The organism is Spirilliplanes yamanashiensis, assembly GCF_016863475.1.
GTDB classification, from domain to species: domain Bacteria; phylum Actinomycetota; class Actinomycetes; order Mycobacteriales; family Micromonosporaceae; genus Spirilliplanes; species Spirilliplanes yamanashiensis.
Genome location: NZ_BOOY01000004.1, coordinates 69292 through 87450, shown reverse-complemented (window position 1 = coordinate 87450; position 18159 = coordinate 69292). Strand labels below are relative to the sequence as shown.

The 18159-nt window shown below is 74.7% G+C and carries 22 protein-coding genes; 6 read left to right on the top strand and 16 right to left on the bottom strand.

What is annotated here, in order from left to right:
• Positions 1–9: 9 nt before the first annotated feature.
• The 8 genes from Sya03_RS03995 to rsmD all read right to left on the bottom strand — a co-directional run bounded on the left by Sya03_RS03995 (position 10) and on the right by rsmD (position 5456).
• Positions 10–1191, bottom strand: coding sequence for a putative hexosyltransferase (locus tag Sya03_RS03995; protein ID WP_203936772.1), 1182 nt, complete (start codon positions 1189–1191; stop codon positions 10–12).
• The gene (rnc, locus tag Sya03_RS03990; protein WP_203936771.1) at positions 1188–1910 is read right to left on the bottom strand and encodes a ribonuclease III; all 723 of its coding nucleotides are present in this window, start codon (positions 1908–1910) and stop codon (positions 1188–1190) included. The genes Sya03_RS03995 and rnc overlap by 4 nt, the downstream gene beginning before the upstream one ends.
• Positions 1907–2869: a phosphate acyltransferase PlsX gene (locus Sya03_RS03985; protein ID WP_239107099.1), complete on the bottom strand. Its 963-nt coding sequence runs from the start codon at positions 2867–2869 to the stop codon at positions 1907–1909. Before Sya03_RS03985 ends, rnc begins: the two co-directional genes overlap by 4 nt.
• A 106-nt stretch (positions 2870–2975) precedes the next feature.
• Positions 2976–3149, bottom strand: coding sequence for a 50S ribosomal protein L32 (gene rpmF, locus Sya03_RS03980; RefSeq protein ID WP_203936769.1), 174 nt, complete (start codon positions 3147–3149; stop codon positions 2976–2978).
• A 2-nt stretch (positions 3150–3151) separates the two neighbouring features.
• Entirely contained in the window at positions 3152–3715 is a 564-nt protein-coding gene (locus Sya03_RS03975; protein ID WP_203936768.1) for a YceD family protein, read from the bottom strand.
• Positions 3716–3792: 77 nt separating this feature from the next.
• Complete coding sequence (locus Sya03_RS03970) at positions 3793–4290, bottom strand: ATP synthase subunit B family protein (RefSeq protein WP_203936767.1); 498 nt, start codon at positions 4288–4290, stop codon at positions 3793–3795.
• Positions 4291–4416: 126 nt separating this feature from the next.
• Positions 4417–4896, bottom strand: coding sequence for a pantetheine-phosphate adenylyltransferase (gene coaD / locus Sya03_RS03965; protein WP_203936766.1), 480 nt, complete (start codon positions 4894–4896; stop codon positions 4417–4419).
• Entirely contained in the window at positions 4893–5456 is a 564-nt protein-coding gene (rsmD, locus tag Sya03_RS03960) for a 16S rRNA (guanine(966)-N(2))-methyltransferase RsmD (protein WP_203936765.1), read from the bottom strand. Before rsmD ends, coaD begins: the two co-directional genes overlap by 4 nt.
• 335 nt (positions 5457–5791) lie before the next feature.
• On the opposite strand from rsmD, the gene Sya03_RS03955 reads away from it, so the two are divergent.
• Positions 5792–6547: an LPXTG cell wall anchor domain-containing protein gene (locus tag Sya03_RS03955; protein WP_203936764.1), complete on the top strand. Its 756-nt coding sequence runs from the start codon at positions 5792–5794 to the stop codon at positions 6545–6547.
• A 114-nt stretch (positions 6548–6661) separates the two neighbouring features.
• Positions 6662–7660, top strand: a complete 999-nt coding sequence (locus Sya03_RS03950) for an NAD-dependent epimerase/dehydratase family protein (RefSeq protein WP_203936763.1) — start codon at positions 6662–6664, stop codon at positions 7658–7660.
• 29 nt (positions 7661–7689) lie between these two features.
• Here the strand turns inward: Sya03_RS03950 and Sya03_RS03945 are convergent, their stop codons facing one another.
• The 3 genes from Sya03_RS03945 to fakA are packed head-to-tail and all read right to left on the bottom strand — an operon-like array spanning position 7690 to position 11785.
• On the bottom strand, positions 7690–8034 hold the full coding sequence (locus tag Sya03_RS03945; protein ID WP_203936762.1) for a DUF952 domain-containing protein: 345 nt from the start codon (positions 8032–8034) through the stop codon (positions 7690–7692).
• Positions 8031–10220, bottom strand: coding sequence for an ATP-dependent DNA helicase RecG (recG, locus tag Sya03_RS03940; RefSeq protein WP_203936761.1), 2190 nt, complete (start codon positions 10218–10220; stop codon positions 8031–8033). The genes Sya03_RS03945 and recG overlap by 4 nt, the downstream gene beginning before the upstream one ends.
• Positions 10217–11785 carry a fatty acid kinase ATP-binding subunit FakA gene (fakA, locus tag Sya03_RS03935; protein ID WP_503167684.1) on the bottom strand — a complete coding sequence of 523 codons (1569 nt, stop codon included), beginning with the start codon at positions 11783–11785 and terminating at the stop codon, positions 10217–10219. The genes recG and fakA overlap by 4 nt, the downstream gene beginning before the upstream one ends.
• A gap of 147 nt (positions 11786–11932) precedes the next feature.
• Between fakA and rpmB the strand changes: the two genes are divergently transcribed.
• On the top strand, positions 11933–12124 hold the full coding sequence (rpmB, locus tag Sya03_RS03930) for a 50S ribosomal protein L28 (RefSeq protein WP_203936759.1): 192 nt from the start codon (positions 11933–11935) through the stop codon (positions 12122–12124).
• 62 nt (positions 12125–12186) lie between these two features.
• Here the strand turns inward: rpmB and Sya03_RS03925 are convergent, their stop codons facing one another.
• Positions 12187–12657 carry a GNAT family N-acetyltransferase gene (locus tag Sya03_RS03925; protein ID WP_370872118.1) on the bottom strand — a complete coding sequence of 157 codons (471 nt, stop codon included), beginning with the start codon at positions 12655–12657 and terminating at the stop codon, positions 12187–12189.
• 102 nt (positions 12658–12759) lie between these two features.
• Positions 12760–13701, bottom strand: a complete 942-nt coding sequence (locus Sya03_RS03920; protein ID WP_203936757.1) for a thiamine-phosphate kinase — start codon at positions 13699–13701, stop codon at positions 12760–12762.
• Between the two features lie 135 nt (positions 13702–13836).
• Between Sya03_RS03920 and Sya03_RS03915 the strand changes: the two genes are divergently transcribed.
• Positions 13837–14070: an Lrp/AsnC family transcriptional regulator gene (locus Sya03_RS03915; RefSeq protein ID WP_203936756.1), complete on the top strand. Its 234-nt coding sequence runs from the start codon at positions 13837–13839 to the stop codon at positions 14068–14070.
• 1 nt (position 14071) lies between these two features.
• Positions 14072–14668 carry a DUF3515 domain-containing protein gene (locus Sya03_RS03910; RefSeq protein WP_203936755.1) on the top strand — a complete coding sequence of 199 codons (597 nt, stop codon included), beginning with the start codon at positions 14072–14074 and terminating at the stop codon, positions 14666–14668.
• Between the two features lie 9 nt (positions 14669–14677).
• On the opposite strand, the gene Sya03_RS03905 is transcribed toward Sya03_RS03910, so the two are convergent.
• Positions 14678–15778: a D-alanine--D-alanine ligase family protein gene (locus Sya03_RS03905; protein ID WP_203936754.1), complete on the bottom strand. Its 1101-nt coding sequence runs from the start codon at positions 15776–15778 to the stop codon at positions 14678–14680.
• Between the two features lie 224 nt (positions 15779–16002).
• Here Sya03_RS03905 and Sya03_RS03900 point away from each other — a divergent pair, with 224 nt between their 5' ends.
• A complete protein-coding gene (locus Sya03_RS03900; protein ID WP_203936753.1) occupies positions 16003–16443 on the top strand; it encodes a protein-tyrosine phosphatase family protein in 441 nt (146 codons plus the stop codon).
• Between the two features lie 4 nt (positions 16444–16447).
• Here Sya03_RS03900 and Sya03_RS03895 read toward each other — a convergent pair whose 3' ends face one another.
• Together Sya03_RS03895 and Sya03_RS03890 are read right to left on the bottom strand one after the other, a co-directional pair.
• Positions 16448–17236: an ABC transporter permease gene (locus Sya03_RS03895; RefSeq protein ID WP_203936752.1), complete on the bottom strand. Its 789-nt coding sequence runs from the start codon at positions 17234–17236 to the stop codon at positions 16448–16450.
• The gene (locus Sya03_RS03890) at positions 17233–18150 is read right to left on the bottom strand and encodes an ABC transporter ATP-binding protein (RefSeq protein WP_203936751.1); all 918 of its coding nucleotides are present in this window, start codon (positions 18148–18150) and stop codon (positions 17233–17235) included. The genes Sya03_RS03895 and Sya03_RS03890 overlap by 4 nt, the downstream gene beginning before the upstream one ends.
• Positions 18151–18159 lie beyond the last annotated feature (9 nt).

Genomic DNA, 18159 nt, shown 5'->3' with positions numbered 1-18159 from the left:
ACCGTCCTTCTAGATCGTGTAGGGCCAGACGTCCAGCATGTACGCGCCGTACCAGAGGCCGACCAGCGAGTACGCCGTCAGCGCCCACGCGGCGACCCGCGGGCGGGCGCGGGCGGCGGCCAGCACCGGCGGGACGAGCACCAACAGTACGGGCAGCAGCAGCCGCGGCTTCGAGTGGTAGAAACCGGCCTGGCCGACCACCAGCACGAACGCGAGCACCCCGTAGACGGCCAGCGGCAGCCACGGCCGGGTGCGCAGCGCCACCACCATCAGCACGGTGGCCAGCAGCAGCAGGAACGCCACGGTGATCGGCACGAACCCGTCGCCGCCGCCCAGCGCGCCGCCCAGGAAGCGCAGCGTGCTCGCGCCCGCGTCGAACGACGTGCCCCACCCCGCGGTCTGGATGGTGAACCAGGCGTCGGGGCTGCCGGCCCGCAGCGCGACCCAGCCGAGGAACAGCGGCACCCCGGCGAGGGCGGCCACGGCGGCCGCGCCGGCCTGCCAGCGCTCCGCCCGCCCCGCCTCGCGCCAGATCAGCGCCACCGCCACGGCCAGCGCGACCGCCGCGGCGGCGCCGGTGGGCCGGGTCAGCGCGGCGCCCAGGCCGAGCAGGCCGGCCGCCCACCACACGCGACGGTGCGCGGCCACCAGCATCCCGGCGACCAGGGCCAGGAAAAGCGCTTCCGAGTACGCCATCGACAGCACCACCGACAGCGGCTGCGCGCAGCACAGCACGACCAGCGCCCAGCCGGCCCGGCGCCCGTACAGGGTCGTGCCGAGCAGGTGCAGCGCGACGGCCGCCGCCGCCCCGGCGAGCCAGCTCACGACGAGCGCCGCGTTCTCCGGGCCCAGGCCGGTGAGGACCGTGACGGCCTTGACCGTGTACGGGTAGAGCGGGAAGAACGCCAGCGACGAGCCCTCGACCGCGCCGTTCGCGCCGTAGCTGAAGCCGGCCGGGTAGCCGTCGGTGACGATCCGCAGGAACCACCCGGCGTCCCAGATCAGCAGGCGCTCGCGCACGCCGCCGCGCTCGTCCGCGCCCAGCCAGTCGACGAACAGCAGCTGCACCAGGCGGGTCGCCGCGTACAGGCCGACGGCCACGCCGGCGCCGCGCCAGCCGCCGGCGGCCGCCCACAGCGGCGCCGGCCGGGCGGTGGCGGGCGGGGTCTCGGCGGCGGCGGGCGCCGTCACGGCTGCCCGGCCGCCCGGTCGGACAGGGTGCGCCAGGCCGCGGCGGCGGCGAGCTGCTCCGCCTCCTTCTTGCTGCGGCCCTCGGCGCCGCCGTACCGGTCGCCCGCGACGACGACCCAGGCGGTGAACGTCTTGGCGTGGTCGGGCCCGGCGTCCTCGATCACGTAGTCCGGCACGCCCAGCCCCAGCGCGGCGGTCAGCTCCTGCAGGCTGGTCTTCCAGTCCAGGGCGGCGCCGCGGCCGGCGGACTCGGCCATCAGCGGGTCGAACAGCCGGTGGATCACCTTGCCGGCGACCTCCAGCCCGTGCTCCAGGTAGATCGCGCCGAGCAGGGCCTCCAGCGTGTCCGCCAGGATGCTGGCCTTGTCGCGGCCGCCGGTGGTCTCCTCGCCCTTGCCGAGCAGCAGGTACGCGCCCAGCCCCTCGGGGCCCAGCCCGCGCGCCACGTCGGCCAGCGCGCGCATGTTGACCACGCTGGCGCGCAGCTTCGCGAGCTGGCCCTCCGGCAGGTCGGGGTGGTTGTGGAACAGCGCCGTGGTGATGACGACGCCGAGCACCGAGTCGCCGAGGAACTCCAGCCGCTCGTTGGTGGGCAGGCCGCCGTTCTCGTACGCGTAGGAGCGGTGCGTCAGGGCCCGCTCCAGAAGCTCGGGGTCCAGGGAGACCCCGAACGCGGACTCCAGGTGCCCGACCGGCGGCCGACGGCGCTTGTCTGTCATGCGTCACCTCGTGAGTTGTCCGGCATCTCGATGCCCGGTGCGGTGATCAGGTCGGTCAGCGTCGCCACGGAGGCGGTGCGGTGCAGGTGCGCCGCGAGCGCGAGCCCGGAGGCGATGTGGGCGCGGGCGGCCGCGCCGTGGCACACGACGGCGACCCCGGCCACGCCGAGCAGGGCGGCGGCCCGCGGCGGGGCCCCGGCCGGGCGGGCGCCCGTCAGGTCGAACGCGGCCTCCAGGCCCTTGAGCAGCACGTTGCCGGTGAACCCGTCGGTGACCACGACGTCGGCGCGGTCGCCCGCCACCACGTCGTCGCCCTCGACGAGCCCGGCGTACCGGGCGCCGGCGGGCAGGGCCAGCTCGTGCAGCAGGGGGTCGGTGGCGCGGCGCACCCGGTCGCCCTTGCCGGTCTCGTGGCCGATGGACAGCAGCCCCACCCGTGGGCGCTCGCCCAGGGCGACCGACGCGTACGCGGCGCCGAGGATCGCGTGCCCGGCGAGGGTGGCGGGGGTGGCGTCGACGGAGGCGCCCACGTCGAGCAGCACGGCGAGCCCGGCCGCGGTGGGCACGGTGGCCGCCAGGACCGGGCGGCGCACGCCGGGCCAGCGGCCGAGGCCGAGCGCGGCGGCGGAGACGGTGGCGCCGGTGGGACCGGCGGACAGGACGGCGTCGGCGGAGCCGTCGGCGACCGCGCGCACGGCGGCGCGGACGGTGGTGTCGAGCCCGCGGCCGGAGCCGAGGGCGGGCGCGGCCGTGGCCGGGCCGGTGCGCGCGCCCACCCGTTCCCGCAGGTCGGGGTCGAGCGCACGGAGGAACCCGTCGGCCACCGAGGCGGGGCCGACGAGGAGCAGCTGCATGCCGGGGTCGGCCCTGCAGGCCTGCAGAGCGCCGTCAACCACGACGGCGGGTCCATGATCCCCGCCGAGGAGGTCGACGGCGATCCGCACGGTGCTCACCGCCACCGCCGCGCCGGCCGGGTCGTCCCGGCCGGCGCCGAGCGTGGGGGCACCGGGCGATCGCCGCTGCGCAGGTGCGACCCGGCCCGTGACCGGGTGCGTCAACCGGCGCTCAGACCTCGAGGACCTGGCGGCCGTTGTACGTGCCGCACGTCGAGCACGCGGCATGCGGCAGCTTCGGCGACTTGCACTGCGGGCAGGCGACGGTCGCGACCGCGCTCACCTTCCAGTTCGCCCTGCGCGAGCGGGTGTTGCTGCGCGACATCTTGCGCTTCGGGACGGCCACGGTCACTCCTCAGAATTCGACAGGTTGCGCAAAGCGGCCCAGCGGGAGTCGGCGAGCTCGTGGCTGTGGTCGGCCGGCAGCTCGTCGAAGTGCGCCCCGCAGTCGGGGCACAACCCTGGGCAGTCGGGCCGGCAGAGCGGGTTCGTCGGCAGCGTGAGCACCACCGCGTCCCGGACCGCCGGTTCAAGGTCGATCAGGTCGCCCTGCATCCGGCCGACCTCGTCCTCCTCCGTCGTCTCGTCCGTGGTGCTGTGCTCGTAGGCGTACAGCTCCTGGATCGTGACGTCGAACGAGTCGGTGATCGCGCGCAGGCAACGCCCGCACTCGCCGGTGACGGTGCCGCTGACGGCACCGCTGACGAGAACGCCCTCGGACACCGACTCCAGCCGCAGGTCGAGGCTGAGGTCGGAACCCTCGGGAACGCCGATCATCTCCACGCCGAGGTCCACCGGCGCCGCGACCACCCGGCTGACCGTACGCATGGCTCCAGGACGGCGCGGCAGTTCCCTCGTGTCGAGGACCAGCGGCGACCTGGGGTCAAGGTGTGTCTGCGAAGGTTTAGGCATAGTGAACTCCGGCCACGAGAAGGGCCGACGGGAAAGGTTACCTGAGCAGGACCCGCACCGTCGAACCGGGCCGCCGTCTAGAACGGCAGCGGGCGCTCGTTCTCTTCCCCGACGAACGTGCCGATCTCGCGCAGCGCGTGCATCTTGTCCCGGCCGCGCTCTATCGACGCCAGCGCCCTGGTCAGGAACTGCTCGAAGTTGGCCAGCGCGGTGTCGACGTAGTCGTCGACCTCCTCGCGCAGCCGCTGCGCCTCGGTGCGCGCCTCGGCGATGATCCGGGCGGCCTCGTGCTCGGCCGACACCGTGATCTCGTTCACGCTGACCAGCCGCGCGTGCTCGGTCTCGCCCTCGCTGATGATCCGGTCGGCCTCGCGCTTGCCCCGGTCGATGATCCGGTCGCGCTCCTCGAGCAGGGCGGCGGCCTTGCGCAGGTCGCCCGGCAGCTCGGCGCGCAGCTCGTCCAAAATCTGGATCATCTCGCCGCGGTCGAACATGAAGTTGGTGCGCGACATGGGAACCGAGCGTGCCTGCTCCACCATGGCGATGATCTCGTCGATGCGGTCGAGCGGATCCACCGTCGCCTCACTTCTCCCGTCGTCCACCGGTACCCCTCGCTGTGCCCCGGTCAACTTACTGCCACCCACATCATGCGGCGCGGCTGCCACGGGTGCGTCGATCATCGCCGCCCCGGCGTGGCGCGCTCAGGTCTGCCGCAGCCGCTTCGCGAGCCGCTCGCCCACCGCGTCGGGGATGTGCGCCGAGACGTCGCCGCCCCACTTCGCGACCTCCTTGACGAGGCTGGACGACAGGAACGAATACAACGGGTTCGTCGGCATGAACAGTGTCTCCACCCCGGCGAGGCCGATGTTCATCTGCGCCATCTGCAACTCGTAGTCGAAGTCGCTGACCGCGCGCAGGCCCTTGACGACGACGGCGGCCTGCTGCGCGCGGCAGAAGTCGACGAGCAGCCCCCGGAACGACTCGACCCGCACGTTGCCGTACGCGGCCGTCACCTCGCGCAGCATCTCGATGCGCTCGTCGATGGTGAACAGGCCGGTCTTCGACTGGTTGATGAGGACGCCGATGATCACCTCGTCGAACAGCCGGCTGGCCCGGCCGACGATGTCGAGGTGGCCGTTCGTCACCGGGTCGAACGAGCCGGGGCACACCGCACGTCTCATGATCGCCGACCGTACCAAAGGGTGGTCTCGCCGTACCGGCGACTGCGCTCGGCGGTGATGCCGTCCACCCAGCTCAGCGCCGGGCCCCGGCTGCCCCGCTCGACCACCACCACCGCGTCGTCCGCGAGCCACGCCTGCCGCGTCAGCGCCGTCAGCGCCGCGGCCACCTCGTCGTCGGTCATCGGGTACGGGGGGTCGGCGAACACGACGTCGTAGCCGCCGTCCGCCGGCGGGGTGGCCAGCGCCTGCGCCACCTTCGTCGTCACCAGCCGGGCCCGGTCGGCGACGCCGAGCGCCCGGATGTTGTCCCGGATGACGCGGGCGGCGCGGGCGTCGTGCTCGACCAGCAGCGCGTGCGCGGCCCCGCGCGACACCGCCTCCAGGCCGACGGCGCCGGACCCCGCGTACAGGTCCAGCACCCGCGCCCCGTCGAGGTCCGTCAACGTCTCCAGCGCACTGAACAGCGCCTCGCGCACGCGATCGGACGTCGGCCGCGTGCCGGCCCCCGGCGGGGCCGCGAGCCGCCGCCCGCCCTGCGCTCCGGCGATGATCCGGGTCACCGTCGCCCTTCCCGAGCTGCGTTTATCACGCCACGACGCTACGCCACCAGACCCTGACCGGGCAGTGCGTGGTGCCCGTTTCCCCGGGGCGGTTCTCACTCACCGCGTTCGATGCGGTGCGGACGGTCCAACAACGGTCACGAATGGATATCAAGACGCTTAAGAGGCGTTGAGAGATTTCCCGGTTTCCATGGAGCCACTATGGTCGGCCCCTGTGCCGGTGGCTCTGCCATCGGAGGACGACGTGGGGAGGCGTCGTCGCGGGCCGCACCCCTGGGTTGCGGTTCTCGTCTCCTTGCGCCGTACCCCTGATTTTCCCCAACCCAGGAGTACGCGTGAACCTGCTCAACACCTCGCTCCGCCGCACGGCGGCCCTCGCGGCCAGCGCGCTGATCGGCGTGGCCGGAGCTGTGGCCTTCGCCGCGCCCGCCAGCGCCCACCACGGCGAGATCACCAAGGACACCAAGTGCCAGAAGAAGGACGGCACGTGGACCGTCGACTGGACGATCCAGACGATCGACACCTCCCGTGAGGGCACCGTCACGGAGTTCGTGTCGCTGCCGGCCGAGCACGCCGCCACGGGCATCGAGGAGCTCGACGTCGTCGCCATCAACGGCGCGCTGACCGCCACGCAGACGCTGCCGAACTCGGTCGAGGAAGCCGGCATCAGCATCCGCATCGAGTGGTTCGCCAAGGGCAAGAAGGGCTCCACGGAGGCGGACAAGAGCAAGAACCCGCACTGGACCGGCGTCGCGAAGGCGAAGCGGCCCAACAAGTGCGACCCGGAGCCGACGCCCACGCCGACCACCACCTCGCCGACGACGACGCCCACCACGACGCCGACGACGACCCCGACCACCACCCCCACCACCACGCCGCCGACCGAGGCCACCCCCACCCCCTCGCCCAGCGAGACGGTGACCCCGAGCCCGGTCCCGACCGCCCCCGGTTCGGGTGGCGGTGACGGTGGCGACCTGCCCGTGACCGGTGTGGCCGTGACCGGTGTCGCCATCGGCGCCGGTGTGCTGCTCGCCGTGGGTGCGGTCCTGTTCTTCCTGGCCCGACGCCGCCGGGTGAACTTCACCGCCTGATCCACGTGAGGCCCGTGGAGGCCCGCCGACCGTGACCGGTCGGCGGGCCTCCCGCTTTTCAGCCCGTGGTGAACCGCGTTGTGGGCGCGCCCGGGCCGGTGGTCTGCTGGCGGCATGGACGTCCTGATCCTCGGCGGCACCCAGTGGCTCGGCCGGCAGCTCGCGCGGCAGGCCCTCGAGCGCGGCGACCGCGTCACGTGCCTGGCGCGCGGCCACAGTGGTGCGACGGCTCCCGGCGCGGAGCTGGTGGTGGCCGACCGGGCCGAGCCGGGCGCGTACGACGCGGTGCGCGGGCGCGACTGGGACGCCGTGGTGGAGGTGTCCTGGCAGCCGGGGTTCGTCCGGGACGCCCTGGCCGCCCTCGGCGAGCGTGCCGGGCACTGGACGTACGTGTCGTCGGGCAACGCGTACGCCGCCTTCGACACCCCCGGCGCCGACGAGACGTTCCCGCGCCGCGACGCCACCGATCGTGACACGGTGGACCGGGAGCTGTACGGCGAGGCGAAGGTGGCGTGCGAGCTGGCGTCCGAGGCGGCGGTGGGTGACCGGCTGCTGGTCGCGCGGTCCGGGCTCATCGGCGGCCCCGGCGACCACACCGGACGGTCGGGCGCGTGGGTGGCCCGCGCCGCCCGCGCCCCGCACGAGCCGATGCTGGTGCCCGACACCCCGGACGTGCCGACGCAGGTCGTCGACGTGCGGGACCTCAGCGCGTGGCTGCTGGCCTCCGCGACCGCGGGCCGCACCGGGGTCTACGACGCGGTCGGCCCGGTCGTGGCGTTCGGGGCGTGGGTGGAGATGAGCCGCAGCGTCGGCGGCCACGACGGCGCCGAGGTGCGGGTGCCGGCGTCGTGGCTCGTCGAACGTTCGGTGGAACAGTTCATGGGCCCCGACTCGCTGGCCATGTGGCTCGTCGAGCCGGGCTGGGAGGGCTGGTCGGCCCGCTCGGGCGCGAAGGCGGCCGCGACGGGCCTGACGCACCGCCCGCGCGAGGAGATGCTCGCCGACACGCTGGCGTGGGAACGCGCCGAGGGCCTCGACCGGGACCGGCCGGCGGGCCTCAGCCCGGCGTACGAACGCGAGCTGCTCGCGGCGTGGGCGGCCGACGGCGGCTGACGTGCCGGAGACCGGTGAAGCGGTGCGCCTCAGCGTTCCGTCAGGCCCGGTGGGAGGGTGAAGCGGCCGTCCGGGCCCGGTGGGAAGTCGTGGACGGCGACGACCGCGTCAGCCGGGATCGGTCCGTACACGTGCGGGAACAGGGCGCCCGTCGGGTCCGGCGGGGAGCCGTCCTCCCAGCGCAGCGGGACGTCCAGCTTGGACTCGTCGATCTCCAGCAGGATCAGGTCGGTGCGGCCGCGGGCCAGGGCGTTCGCCGGGGTGGTCACCTGGGCCGTGGTGGAGCAGTGGATGAAGCCCTCGGTGTCGAGGGTGTCGGACGCGTACGGGGCGGGCGGCTGCCACGCCGCGCGGGGGCAGAAGTGCAGGATCATCCCTTCTCCAGGTATTCGGCGCGCTCGGCGTCGACGAGCGCGGACACGGAGGCCGCCAGGGCCGGGTGCTTGGTCAGGGCGGGGTCGTCGGCGATGAGGTCGTCGGCGGCGGCGCGGGCCTCGCCGATGAGTTTGGCGTCGCGCAGCAGGGACAGCAGGCGCAGGTGGGAGCGGCGGCCGGACTGGCTGGCGCCGAGGACGTCGCCCTCGCGGCGCTGTTCCAGGTCGAGTTCGGCGAGTTTGAAGCCGTCGGTGGTGGAGGCGACGGCGTCGAGGCGTTCGCGGGCGGCGGAGCCCTCGGGGGCCTCGGTGACGAGCAGGCACAGGCCGGGGGCCGCGCCGCGGCCGACGCGGCCGCGCAGCTGGTGGAGCTGGCTGACGCCGAACCGGTCGGCGTCCATGATGACCATGACGGTGGCGTTGGGGACGTCGACGCCGACCTCGATGACGGTGGTGGCGACGAGCACGTCGAGGTCGCCGGCGGCGAAGGTGCGCATGACGGCGTCCTTCTCGTCGGCGGGCAGCTTGCCGTGCAGGACGCCGATGCGCAGGCCGGCGAGAGGGCCCTCGGCGAGCAGCGGGGCGACCTCGGTGACGGCGAGCGGGGGGCGGCGGGCGGACTCGTCGTCGCCGGGCGGTTCCTCCTCGGCGTCGGAGGTGGTGGCGCCGATGCGCGGGCACACCACGTACGCCTGGTGGCCGGCGGCGACCTCCTCGCGGATGCGCCGCCAGGCCCGGTCGAGGTAGGCGGGTTTCTCGGCGGCCGGCACCAGGTGCGACGCGATCGGCGAGCGGCCGCGCGGCAGCTGGGACAGCGTGGACACCTCCAGGTCGCCGTACACGGTCATGGCGACCGTGCGCGGGATCGGGGTGGCGGTCATGACCAGCACGTGCGGGGGCTGGCCGGCCTTGGCGCGCAGCGCGTCGCGCTGCTCGACGCCGAAGCGGTGCTGCTCGTCGACGACGACGAGGCCGAGGTCGTGGAAGTCGACGCCCTCGTACAGCAGGGCGTGGGTGCCCACGACGATGCCGGCGCTGCCGTCGGCGATCTCGGCCAGCGCGCGGCGTTTCGCCGCCGCGCCGAGCGAGCCGGTGACCAGGGCGATGCGGGTGCCGCGGGCGTCGCCGTCGAGTTCGCCGGCGCGGCCGAGCGGGCCGAGCAGCCCGGCGATGCCGCGGTGGTGCTGCGCGGCGAGGACCTCGGTGGGGGCGAGCAGCGCGGCCTGGCCGCCCGCGTCGACGGCCTGCAGCATCGCGCGGACGGCGACCAGCGTCTTGCCGGAGCCGACCTCGCCCTGCAGCAGCCGGTGCATGGGGTGGCCGCGGCCCAGGTCGGCGGCGATCTCCTCGCCGACGTCCTGCTGGCCGCGGGTCAGCTCGAACGGCATGGTGGCGTCGAACGCGGCCAGCAGCCCGTCGGCGCGCCGCGGCCGGGCCACCGCCGGGGACGCGGCCGCGCGGGCCCGCCGCTGCACGAGCGTCACCTGCACGGCGAACGCCTCGTCCCACTTCAGCCGGCGCTTCGCCTTCGCCAGGTCATCCTGGGCGGTCGGGCGGTGGATCTCGCGCAGGGCCCGGTCCAGGCCGATGAGGTTGTGGGTGGCGCGCAGCGTGCCCGGCAGCGGGTCGGCGGGCGCCTCGAACACGTCCAGCACCGTCTTGACGCAGCGCGCGATCGTCCACGTCGGAACGGCCGCCGCCGCCGGGTAGACGGGGATCAGCGCGCCCGCGAACTCCTCGATCTCGGCCTCGGCGTCCACCGAACCGTCGGCCGCCAGCAGCATGTAGTCGGGGCCGTTGAGCTGGCGCTTGCCGCGGAACTCCGTCACCTTGCCCGCGAACAGCCCCCACCGGCCCTGCCGCAGCTCCCGCTCGCGCCACGCCTGGTTGAAGAACGTGCACGTCAGGGTGGCGCCCGAGCCGTCGCCGATGGTGATCTCCAGCATCTGGCCCTTGCGCTGGCGCATCGGCCGCACCGACGTGCGGATCACCTGCGCCATCAGCGTGACGTCCTCGCCGACGGTCAGCGCGCGCATGTCGGTGTGCTCGCCGCGCTCGTCGTAGCGGCGCGGGAAGTGGTACACCAGGTCGCCGACCGTGTGCAGGTCGAGGTGCTTGCCGAGCGCGTCGGCGGTCTTGCCGAGGATCTTGCCCAGGGGCACGTCCACCGTCAGTCTGTCCGTCACTCCACACCCACCAGCAGAGGGAACATGGGCTGCCCGCCCGCGTAGCTGTGCACCTCGGCGAACGGCCAGCGCCGCTCGACGTGCTCGCGCAGCGCCTCCCCGAACCCGGGCGGGGCGTCCGCGCCGACGACGAGCGTGACGAGCTCGCCGCCGCCGCCGAGCATGCGGTCGAGCAGGTCGCGCGACACGTCGGTCAGGTCGCCGCCGATGACGTGCACCTCGCCGTCGACCAGGCCGAGCACGTCGCCGGGGCGGCAGCGCCCGGCCACGGTGAACGCCTCGCGCGTCGCCCGGCACACCTCCCCGTACCGGCAGGCGCCCGCCGCCTCGGCCATCGCGATGACGTCGTCGGAGAACGGCCGCGCCGGGTCGCGCACCGCCAGCGCCGCCAGCGCCTGCACCGGCGAGCGGGTCGGCACGACGCTCACCCGGACGCCGTCCGCGGCGGCCTCGCGCGCGGCGACGCCGGCGACGGCGTGCCGGTTCGGGTCGTTCGGCAGCAGCACCACCCGGCTGGAGCCGGTGCCGCGGATCGCGTCGAGCACCTCGGCCGTCGACGGGTTGCCGCCCACCACCGCGGCACCCTCGGCGGCGAACAGCGCCGCCAGCCCCTCGCCCGCGGCCATCACCACCGCCGCCTTGTCGGCGGCGGGCGGCCGCGCCGGCTCGGGCAGCCGGGTGACGCTGATCCGGTACGGGCGGCCCGCCTCCACCCCCGCCTCGACGGCCGCGCCGATGTCGTCGGTGTGCACGTGCACGTTCCAGGTGGGCTCGTCGCCGACGACGATCAGCGAGTCGCCGATCGCGGCCAGCCGCTCGGTCAGCGCGTCCACGGCCGGGGCCTTCGCCTCCAGCAGGTACTGCACCTCGTAGCCGTACGCCCCGGCCACGTGCGGCACCACCGCGGCCGCCGGCGGCTGCGCGGGCGCCGCCGGCACCGGCACGCCCGTCAGGGTCGCCACCAGCGCGTCGAGGATCAGGCACAACCCGCGCCCGCCGGCATCGACGACGCCGGCGGCCTTGAGCACGGCCAACTGCTCGGGGGTACGCGCGAGCGCCTCGGCGGCCGCCGCCGCGGCGGCCCGGGCCGTGGTCACCAGGTCGTCGGAGGCCGCCCGGGCGGCGCCCGCGGCGGCCGCGGCGGCCACCGTCAGCACCGTGCCCTCGACCGGGGCGTGCACCGCCGCCCGGGCCGCGTCGGCCGCCGCCCGCAGCGCCAGCGCCAGATCCGCGCCCGTGGCCGACGGGCCCGGCAGCGCGTCGGCCAGCCCCTTGAGCAGCTGCGACACGATGACGCCCGAGTTGCCGCGGGCGCCCAGCAGCGCCCCGCGGGCCAGCACCGGCAGCGGCGCCGACCCCCGCCCGGCCGCCGCCAGCGCCTCGCACGCCGCGGACCACGTCAGCGCCAGATTCGTGCCGGTGTCGCCGTCAGGCACCGGGTAGACGTTCAGCGCATCGATCTCGGCCTGGTGGTCGCGCAGCACGGCCAGCGCCGCCTGCGCCCAGCGGCTTGTGGTGAGCGCGTCGAGGGTGCGCGGGCCAGCCGCTTCCGAGGTGTCCGGCACGGGAGAAAGCGTACTGATCGCCCCCGACATCCGCCCGGACCCGGCCGCGGTCAGGGGCGATTCGCCGTCGGCCGCCGGGGTCGGGTAACCTGGTCGGGTTGCCCGCAGTGGCGACCTCCAGTTTTTCGACAATCCCAGGAGTATCCCGTGGCTAGCGTGTGCGACGTCTGCGGCAAGGGGCCGGGCTTCGGCCACAACGTGTCCCACTCGCACCGGCGGACGAACCGTCGCTGGAACCCGAACATCCAGTCGGTGCGCACCCCCGCCGGTGGCGGGACGACCAAGAAGGTCCAGGCCTGCACCTCGTGCATCAAGGCCGGCAAGGTCGTCCGCGCCTGACCCTCCGGGTCTCAGCTGTGTGAGCCGCCGCGTCCCTGCAGGGGCGCGGCGGCTTTTCGTGCCTACAGGTCCCGGCCGAACGAGATCGTGCCCGGGTGATCCTTGTAGAACCCGAAGTTCTCGATCACGTCGTACCCGGACGACTTGTACAGCGCGATGGCCTCCGGCTGCTTCCAGCCGCACTCCAGGACGATCCGGGTGAGCCCGTGCTCCCGGGCCGAGTCCTCCACGGCCCGCAGCACCCGGCGCGCCACACCCCGGCCCCGGGCGGCGGGCGCGGTGAACATCCGCTTCAGCTCGGCCGCGTCACCGTGCCGCCGCCACGCCCCGCACCCGACGGGCTCGCCGCCGGCGTACGCCACCAGGAACGTCCCCCGCGGCGGCTCGAAGTCCGCCGCCGACACGGGTGTGTCGTCCCCACTGCCGCCGTACCGCTGCCCGAGGTCCGCCAGCGCCGCCGTCACGAGAGCCTGCGCGACCGCCGAGTCGAACGCGACGGCCTTGATCTCGATGTCACTCACGGCAAGCAACATTACGACGAGCGCCGGCCGGGAGGCCCTGCGAGGAGCGGGGCGACGAAGCCCGACCACCGCGCCCAGGTCGGGTTCCGCCGCCGCCGCGGAGCGGCGGCCGACTTATCTGAAGTGGTCCCAGCCTGTGCGGCCCGTGAACGGCTTGCCGTCGACGGTGACCTCCGGGGCGCCCTCGGTGACCGTGCCGATGCGGCGCCAGTACGACGGCAGGTCCACGTCCGGCGGGAACGTCGCCGCCAGGGCGTGGTCGTCGCCGCCGGCCAGCACCCACGCGTACGGGTCGACGCCCAGGGCGCTCGCCGCGTCGCGCATCTGGGACGGCACGTCGAACGCCGACGCCGTCACGTCGATGGCGACGGCGCTGGCGGCCGCGATGTGGCCGAGGTCCTGCAGCAGGCCGTCGGAGACGTCGACCATCGCGGTGGCGCCGATGCGGGCGGCCGCCAGCCCCGCCGAGTACGGCACCTCGGGACGCCGGAACGCCTCCACGAGCAGTTTCGGGGTGCGGAAGCCGCGCGACAGCACCGTGTAGCCCGCGGCGGCGTAGCCGATGCGGCCCGCCAGGGCGACGACGTCGCCGGGGCGGGCGCCGCTGCGCACGACGGGCCGGTTGCCGCGCAGGTCGCCGAGGGCGGTCACGGCGATGACGAGGGTGGGGCTGGCGGACATGTCGCCGCCGACGACGCTGGCGCCGACCCGGCCCGCCTCGGCGGACAGCCCGCCGGCCAGTTCCTCGGCCCAGGCGACCTCCAGGTCGGGCGGCGCGCACAGCCCGACGAGCAGGGCGGTGGGGGCGGCGCCCATGGCGGCGATGTCGGCGAGGTTGGCGGCGGCGGCCCGGTGGCCCACGTCGGCGCCGGACGACCAGTCGCGGCGGAAGTGCCGGCCCTCCACGAGGACGTCGGTGCTGGCGACGATGCGGCTGTCGGGCGCCACCACCACGGCGGCGTCGTCACCGGGCCCCAGCAGGCACGTGGGGCCCATCTCGAGCTTCTGCACGACGCGCTGGATGAGTCCGAACTCGCCGATCTGCGAGATGGTCACGCGTCCGCTCCGCCTTCGGGGTGTGTGGTCATCGACATGTCGCACCTTCTCCTGCGTACCATCCGCCGCCCCGGCCCCCTCCGTACGGTAGTTTCACGATCGGGTCGCCCCGGCGGCGGATTGGAGTCGGCTCTCGTGGTCCAGGCGTACATCCTCATCCAGACCGAGGTCGGAAAGGCGCGTGACGTGGCCGCGCGGATCGGGGAGATTCCCGGCGTCGTGCGCGTCGACGCCGTCACCGGCCCCTACGACGTGGTCGTGCTCGTCGACGGGCACAGTGTCGACGAGGTCGGCAAGCTGGTCGCGGGCAAGATCCAGCTCGTCAGCGGCATCACCCGCACGCTGACGTGCTCGGTGGTCCAGCTCTGAGATGACCGCCACCGTGACGCCCCCCACCCCGCCCCGCACCCCCGACCCGGGCACCCGCAAGGCGGCGCTCGTCGCGGCCGCGGTGGCCGTGCCCGTCACGCTGCTCGTCGCCTGGTTCCTCGTGTCGACGGCGATCGAGAACCGCGAGGCCGCCACCCCGCAGCCGACCCCGTCGCGGGTCCAGGCGACGACGCCGGTGGAGATGGCCGCGCCGCAGCTCGGCGAGCGCGACACGCTCGCCTGCCGGGCGCTGCTGTCGCAGCTGCCCGACACGGTCCGCGACCGGCCGCGCCGCCCGGTCACGGCCGGCCCGGAGCAGAACGCCGCGTACGGCGACCCGGCCATCCAGGTGGCCTGCGGGCTGCCCCGGCCGGCGGTGCCGCCGACGGCCGACCTGCTGCTGATGGACGGGGTGTGCTGGTACCCGGCGGAGCAGCCCGGGGCCACCGTCTTCACGGCCATCGACCGGGAGACCGCGGTGCAGGTCACCGTGCCGGCGAGCTACGAGCAGCGCGGCTTCTGGGCCAACGAGTTCTCGAAGCGCGTCGCGGGCTCGATCCGGTCCATCACGGACGTGCCGTCGGGCTGCCGGGGCTGACCCGCCCGGTCAGTGCAGGCCGGTGCCGCGGCGCAGGGCGGTGCGGACCAGGCGGTCGATGAGCTTCGGGTAGTCGAGGCCGGTGGCGGCCCACATCAGCGGGAACATCGAGCGGCTCGTGAAGCCGGGCATCGTGTTGATCTCGTTGAGCAGCACCTGGTGGTCGGCGGTGACGAAGAAGTCGACGCGGGCCAGGCCGGCGCAGTCCAGTGCGGTGAACGTGCGGCGCGCGTACTCCTGGACCTGGCGGGTGACGTCGTCGGGCAGGTCGGCGGGGATGCTGTAGCGCGAGGCGCTGTCGAGGTACTTGGCCTCGAAGTCGTAGAAGTCGTGGTCGGCGACGACCTCGATCTCAGCGAGCAGGGACGCCTCGGGCGCGCCGCCGGCCTCGCCCTCCAGCACGCCGCACTCGATCTCGCGGCCGACGATGGCGGCCTCGACGAGCACCTTCGGGTCGATCTGCCGGGCGGTGGCGACGGCGGCGTCCAGGTCGGCCCAGTCGGTGACGCGGGAGATGCCGGTGGACGAGCCGGCCCGCGACGGCTTCACGAACACGGGCAGGCCGAGGCGTTCCTTCTCGTCCTCGGTGAGCGACACCCCGGCGCGCAGCACGACGTGGTCGCCGACGGGGATGCCGGCGGCGGCGGCGAGCTTCTTGGTGAACTCCTTGTCCATCGCGGCGGCGGACGCGAAGACGCTCGCCCCGACGTAGGGCACCCCGGCCATCTCCAGCAGGCCCTGGATGGTGCCGTCCTCGCCGAACGCGCCGTGCAGGGCGGGGAACACGACGTCCACGTCGCCGAGCGCGCGGGCGCCCTCGGCCGGGTCGAGCACGACGAGGCCGTTGCCGGTGGGGTCGGCGGGCAGCACGACGGCGGTGCCGGAGTCGTCGGTGATCTCGGGCAGGGTGCGGTCGGCGATGGCCAGCCGCGCCGGGTCGCCGCTGGTGAGCACCCAGCGGCCGGCGCGGGTGATGCCGACGGGAACCACCTCGTACTCGCCCGGGTCGAGGGCGGACAGGATGCTGCCGGCACTGACGCACGAGATGGCGTGCTCGGTGCTGCGGCCACCGAACACGACGGCGACTCGGGTCCTGCGGGGGGTCGTCACGGCGGTCGTCTCCTCCAGGCGACGGCGGGGCTCTTGCCCCCGGGCTGGTGATCGCTAAGCTGCCTGGTCACGCCCCCACTGACGGGCGCGGGGCGGGCCCGCTGTCCAGGTTCAACGGACGAGACCCTACTCCGGGACACGCGGATCGCGCTCTGACGGACGGAACGTCGATGAACCCAGCACTGCACGTGATTCCCCGGCCCGGCCCGGGCAGGATGGCCATGATGGGGCATCCGCGCGGCGGGAGTCTGCTGGACGCCGAGATGGCCGCGCTCGCCGCCGCCGGCGTGGACGTCCTGGTGTCGGCGCTCACCCCGGAGGAGGCCCGCCGCATGGGCGCCGACGCCGCGCCCGCCGCGGCGGCGGCCGCGGGCATCGAGTACGTGGCGTTCCCCATCCCGGACCGCGGCACCCCCGACCCGGACGCGATGCTGCAACTGGCGATCCGGCTGGCCGCCCACGTCCGGGCCGGGCGGTACGTGGTGGCCCAGTGCTTCGCCGCGATCGGCCGCTCCACCCTGGTCGCCGGCTCGACGCTGGTGGTGCTGGGGGTGCCGGTCGGCGAGGCGCTGGCGGCGATGTCGGCGGCGCGCGGCCTGCCGGTGCCGGACACCGAGTCGCAGTACCGCTGGCTGCAGGAGTTCGCCGAGCTGCTGCGGCCGTGACCGGTCACCGCCAGCGGAACAGCCGGGCGGCCAGGGCGGTCAGGCCCACGGTGTACGCGGCCAGGACGGCGAACGGGACCCAGTCGGCCGGGGCGCCGGTCCAGGCGTCCTGCATGGCCTGGGACAGGGCGCCCAGCGGGGTGAACGTGGCCACGGCGGCGACGGCGTCCGGCATGATCGGGCCCGGGGTCCACACGCCGGCGAAGAACAGCATCGGGAAGTAGACGAGCATCGACACGCCGCCGGCGGTGCGGGCGTCGGGCAGGACGGCCGCGAGGACGAGGCCGACGGCGAAGGTGGCGGCGGTGCCGAGGACGAACGCGAGCAGCAGCCGGGCCGGTGCGGCCGGGGCGACGACCCGCCAAACGGCCAGTGCCAGGCCGACGGCGATCGCCACGGCGGCCAGCATCGCGACCAGGGCGACGAGCAGCTGGGCGCCGAGCAGGGTCACCGGCCGGACGGGGCTGGTGGCGAGGCGGCGCAGCACGCCCTTCTCGCGGTAGCCGGCGATGTAGGTGGGCAGGGTGTTGAGGCCGCAGGTGGCGACGGCCATCGTGATGATGATCGGCACGTAGATGTCGATGGGGCGCAGGCCGCCCAGGTCGTCGGCCGCCTCGCGGAAGCCGGGCAGGGCGGCGCCGAGGGCGAGGACGAGCAGGGCGGGGAAGCCGAGGGCGAAGAAGGCGGCGCCCGGGTCGCGCAGCAGCAGGCGGGCCCCGGTGCGGGTCATCGCGGCGAGCGCGGAGCGGGTGGTGCCGGCGGGCCGGGCCGGGCGCAGGGTGGCGGTGGTCATCGGAGGCTCCCGTGCAGGGTGTCGTCGGCGGCGGTGAGGGCCAGGTAGGCGTCGTCGAGGGACGGCTGGTCGAGGCGCAGGTCGGTGGGGACGGCGCCGTGCCGCGACAGCAGGCCGACGACGGCGAACAGCAGGTTGCCGGCGCCGGTGACCTCGGTCTGCGGGCCGTGCTGCCGCACGGAGGTGACCTCGGGCAGGGCGGTGAACAGCGCGTCGGGCAGCGGTGCGGTGAGGGCGAAGCGCAGCCGCTGCTCCCCCGCCACCGCGCCGGCGAGCCCGGCCGGAGTGTCGACGGCCCGCACCCGCCCGGCGGCGATGACGGCGACGCGGTCGCACAGCTCCTGCGCCTCCTCCATGGCGTGGGTGACGAGCACGACGGTGACGCCGCGGTCCCGCACGTCGCGCACGAGCTGCCAGGTGTCGCGCCGGGCGGCCGGGTCGAGCCCGGTGGTCAGCTCGTCGAGCAGCACGAGGCGCGGGTTGCCGACGAGCGCCAGCGCGATGGACAGCCGCTGCTTCTGCCCGCCGGACAGGGCGGCGTACGCGGTGTCCCGCCTGTCGCCGAGGCCGAGCCGGTCGATCAGCTCGGCCGGGTCGGCGGGGTGGCGGTGGAACGACGCGTACAGGCCGAGGGCCTCGGCGACGCGCAGCTTGTCGGGCAGGGAACTCTCCTGCAGCTGCACGCCGACCTGGTGGCGCAGCTCGGGGGCGGTGGGCGGCAGGCCGAGCACCTCGACGTCGCCGCCGTCGGCGTCGCGCAGCCCGGCGATCACCTCGACGGTGGTGGTCTTGCCGGCGCCGTTGGGGCCGAGGATGCCGAAGATCTCGCCGGGCTCGACGGAGAACGACACGTCGTGGACGGCGGTGCGGGACCCGTAGCGCTTCATGAGGTGGTTCACGACGATGTCGGACACGAGGGGTCG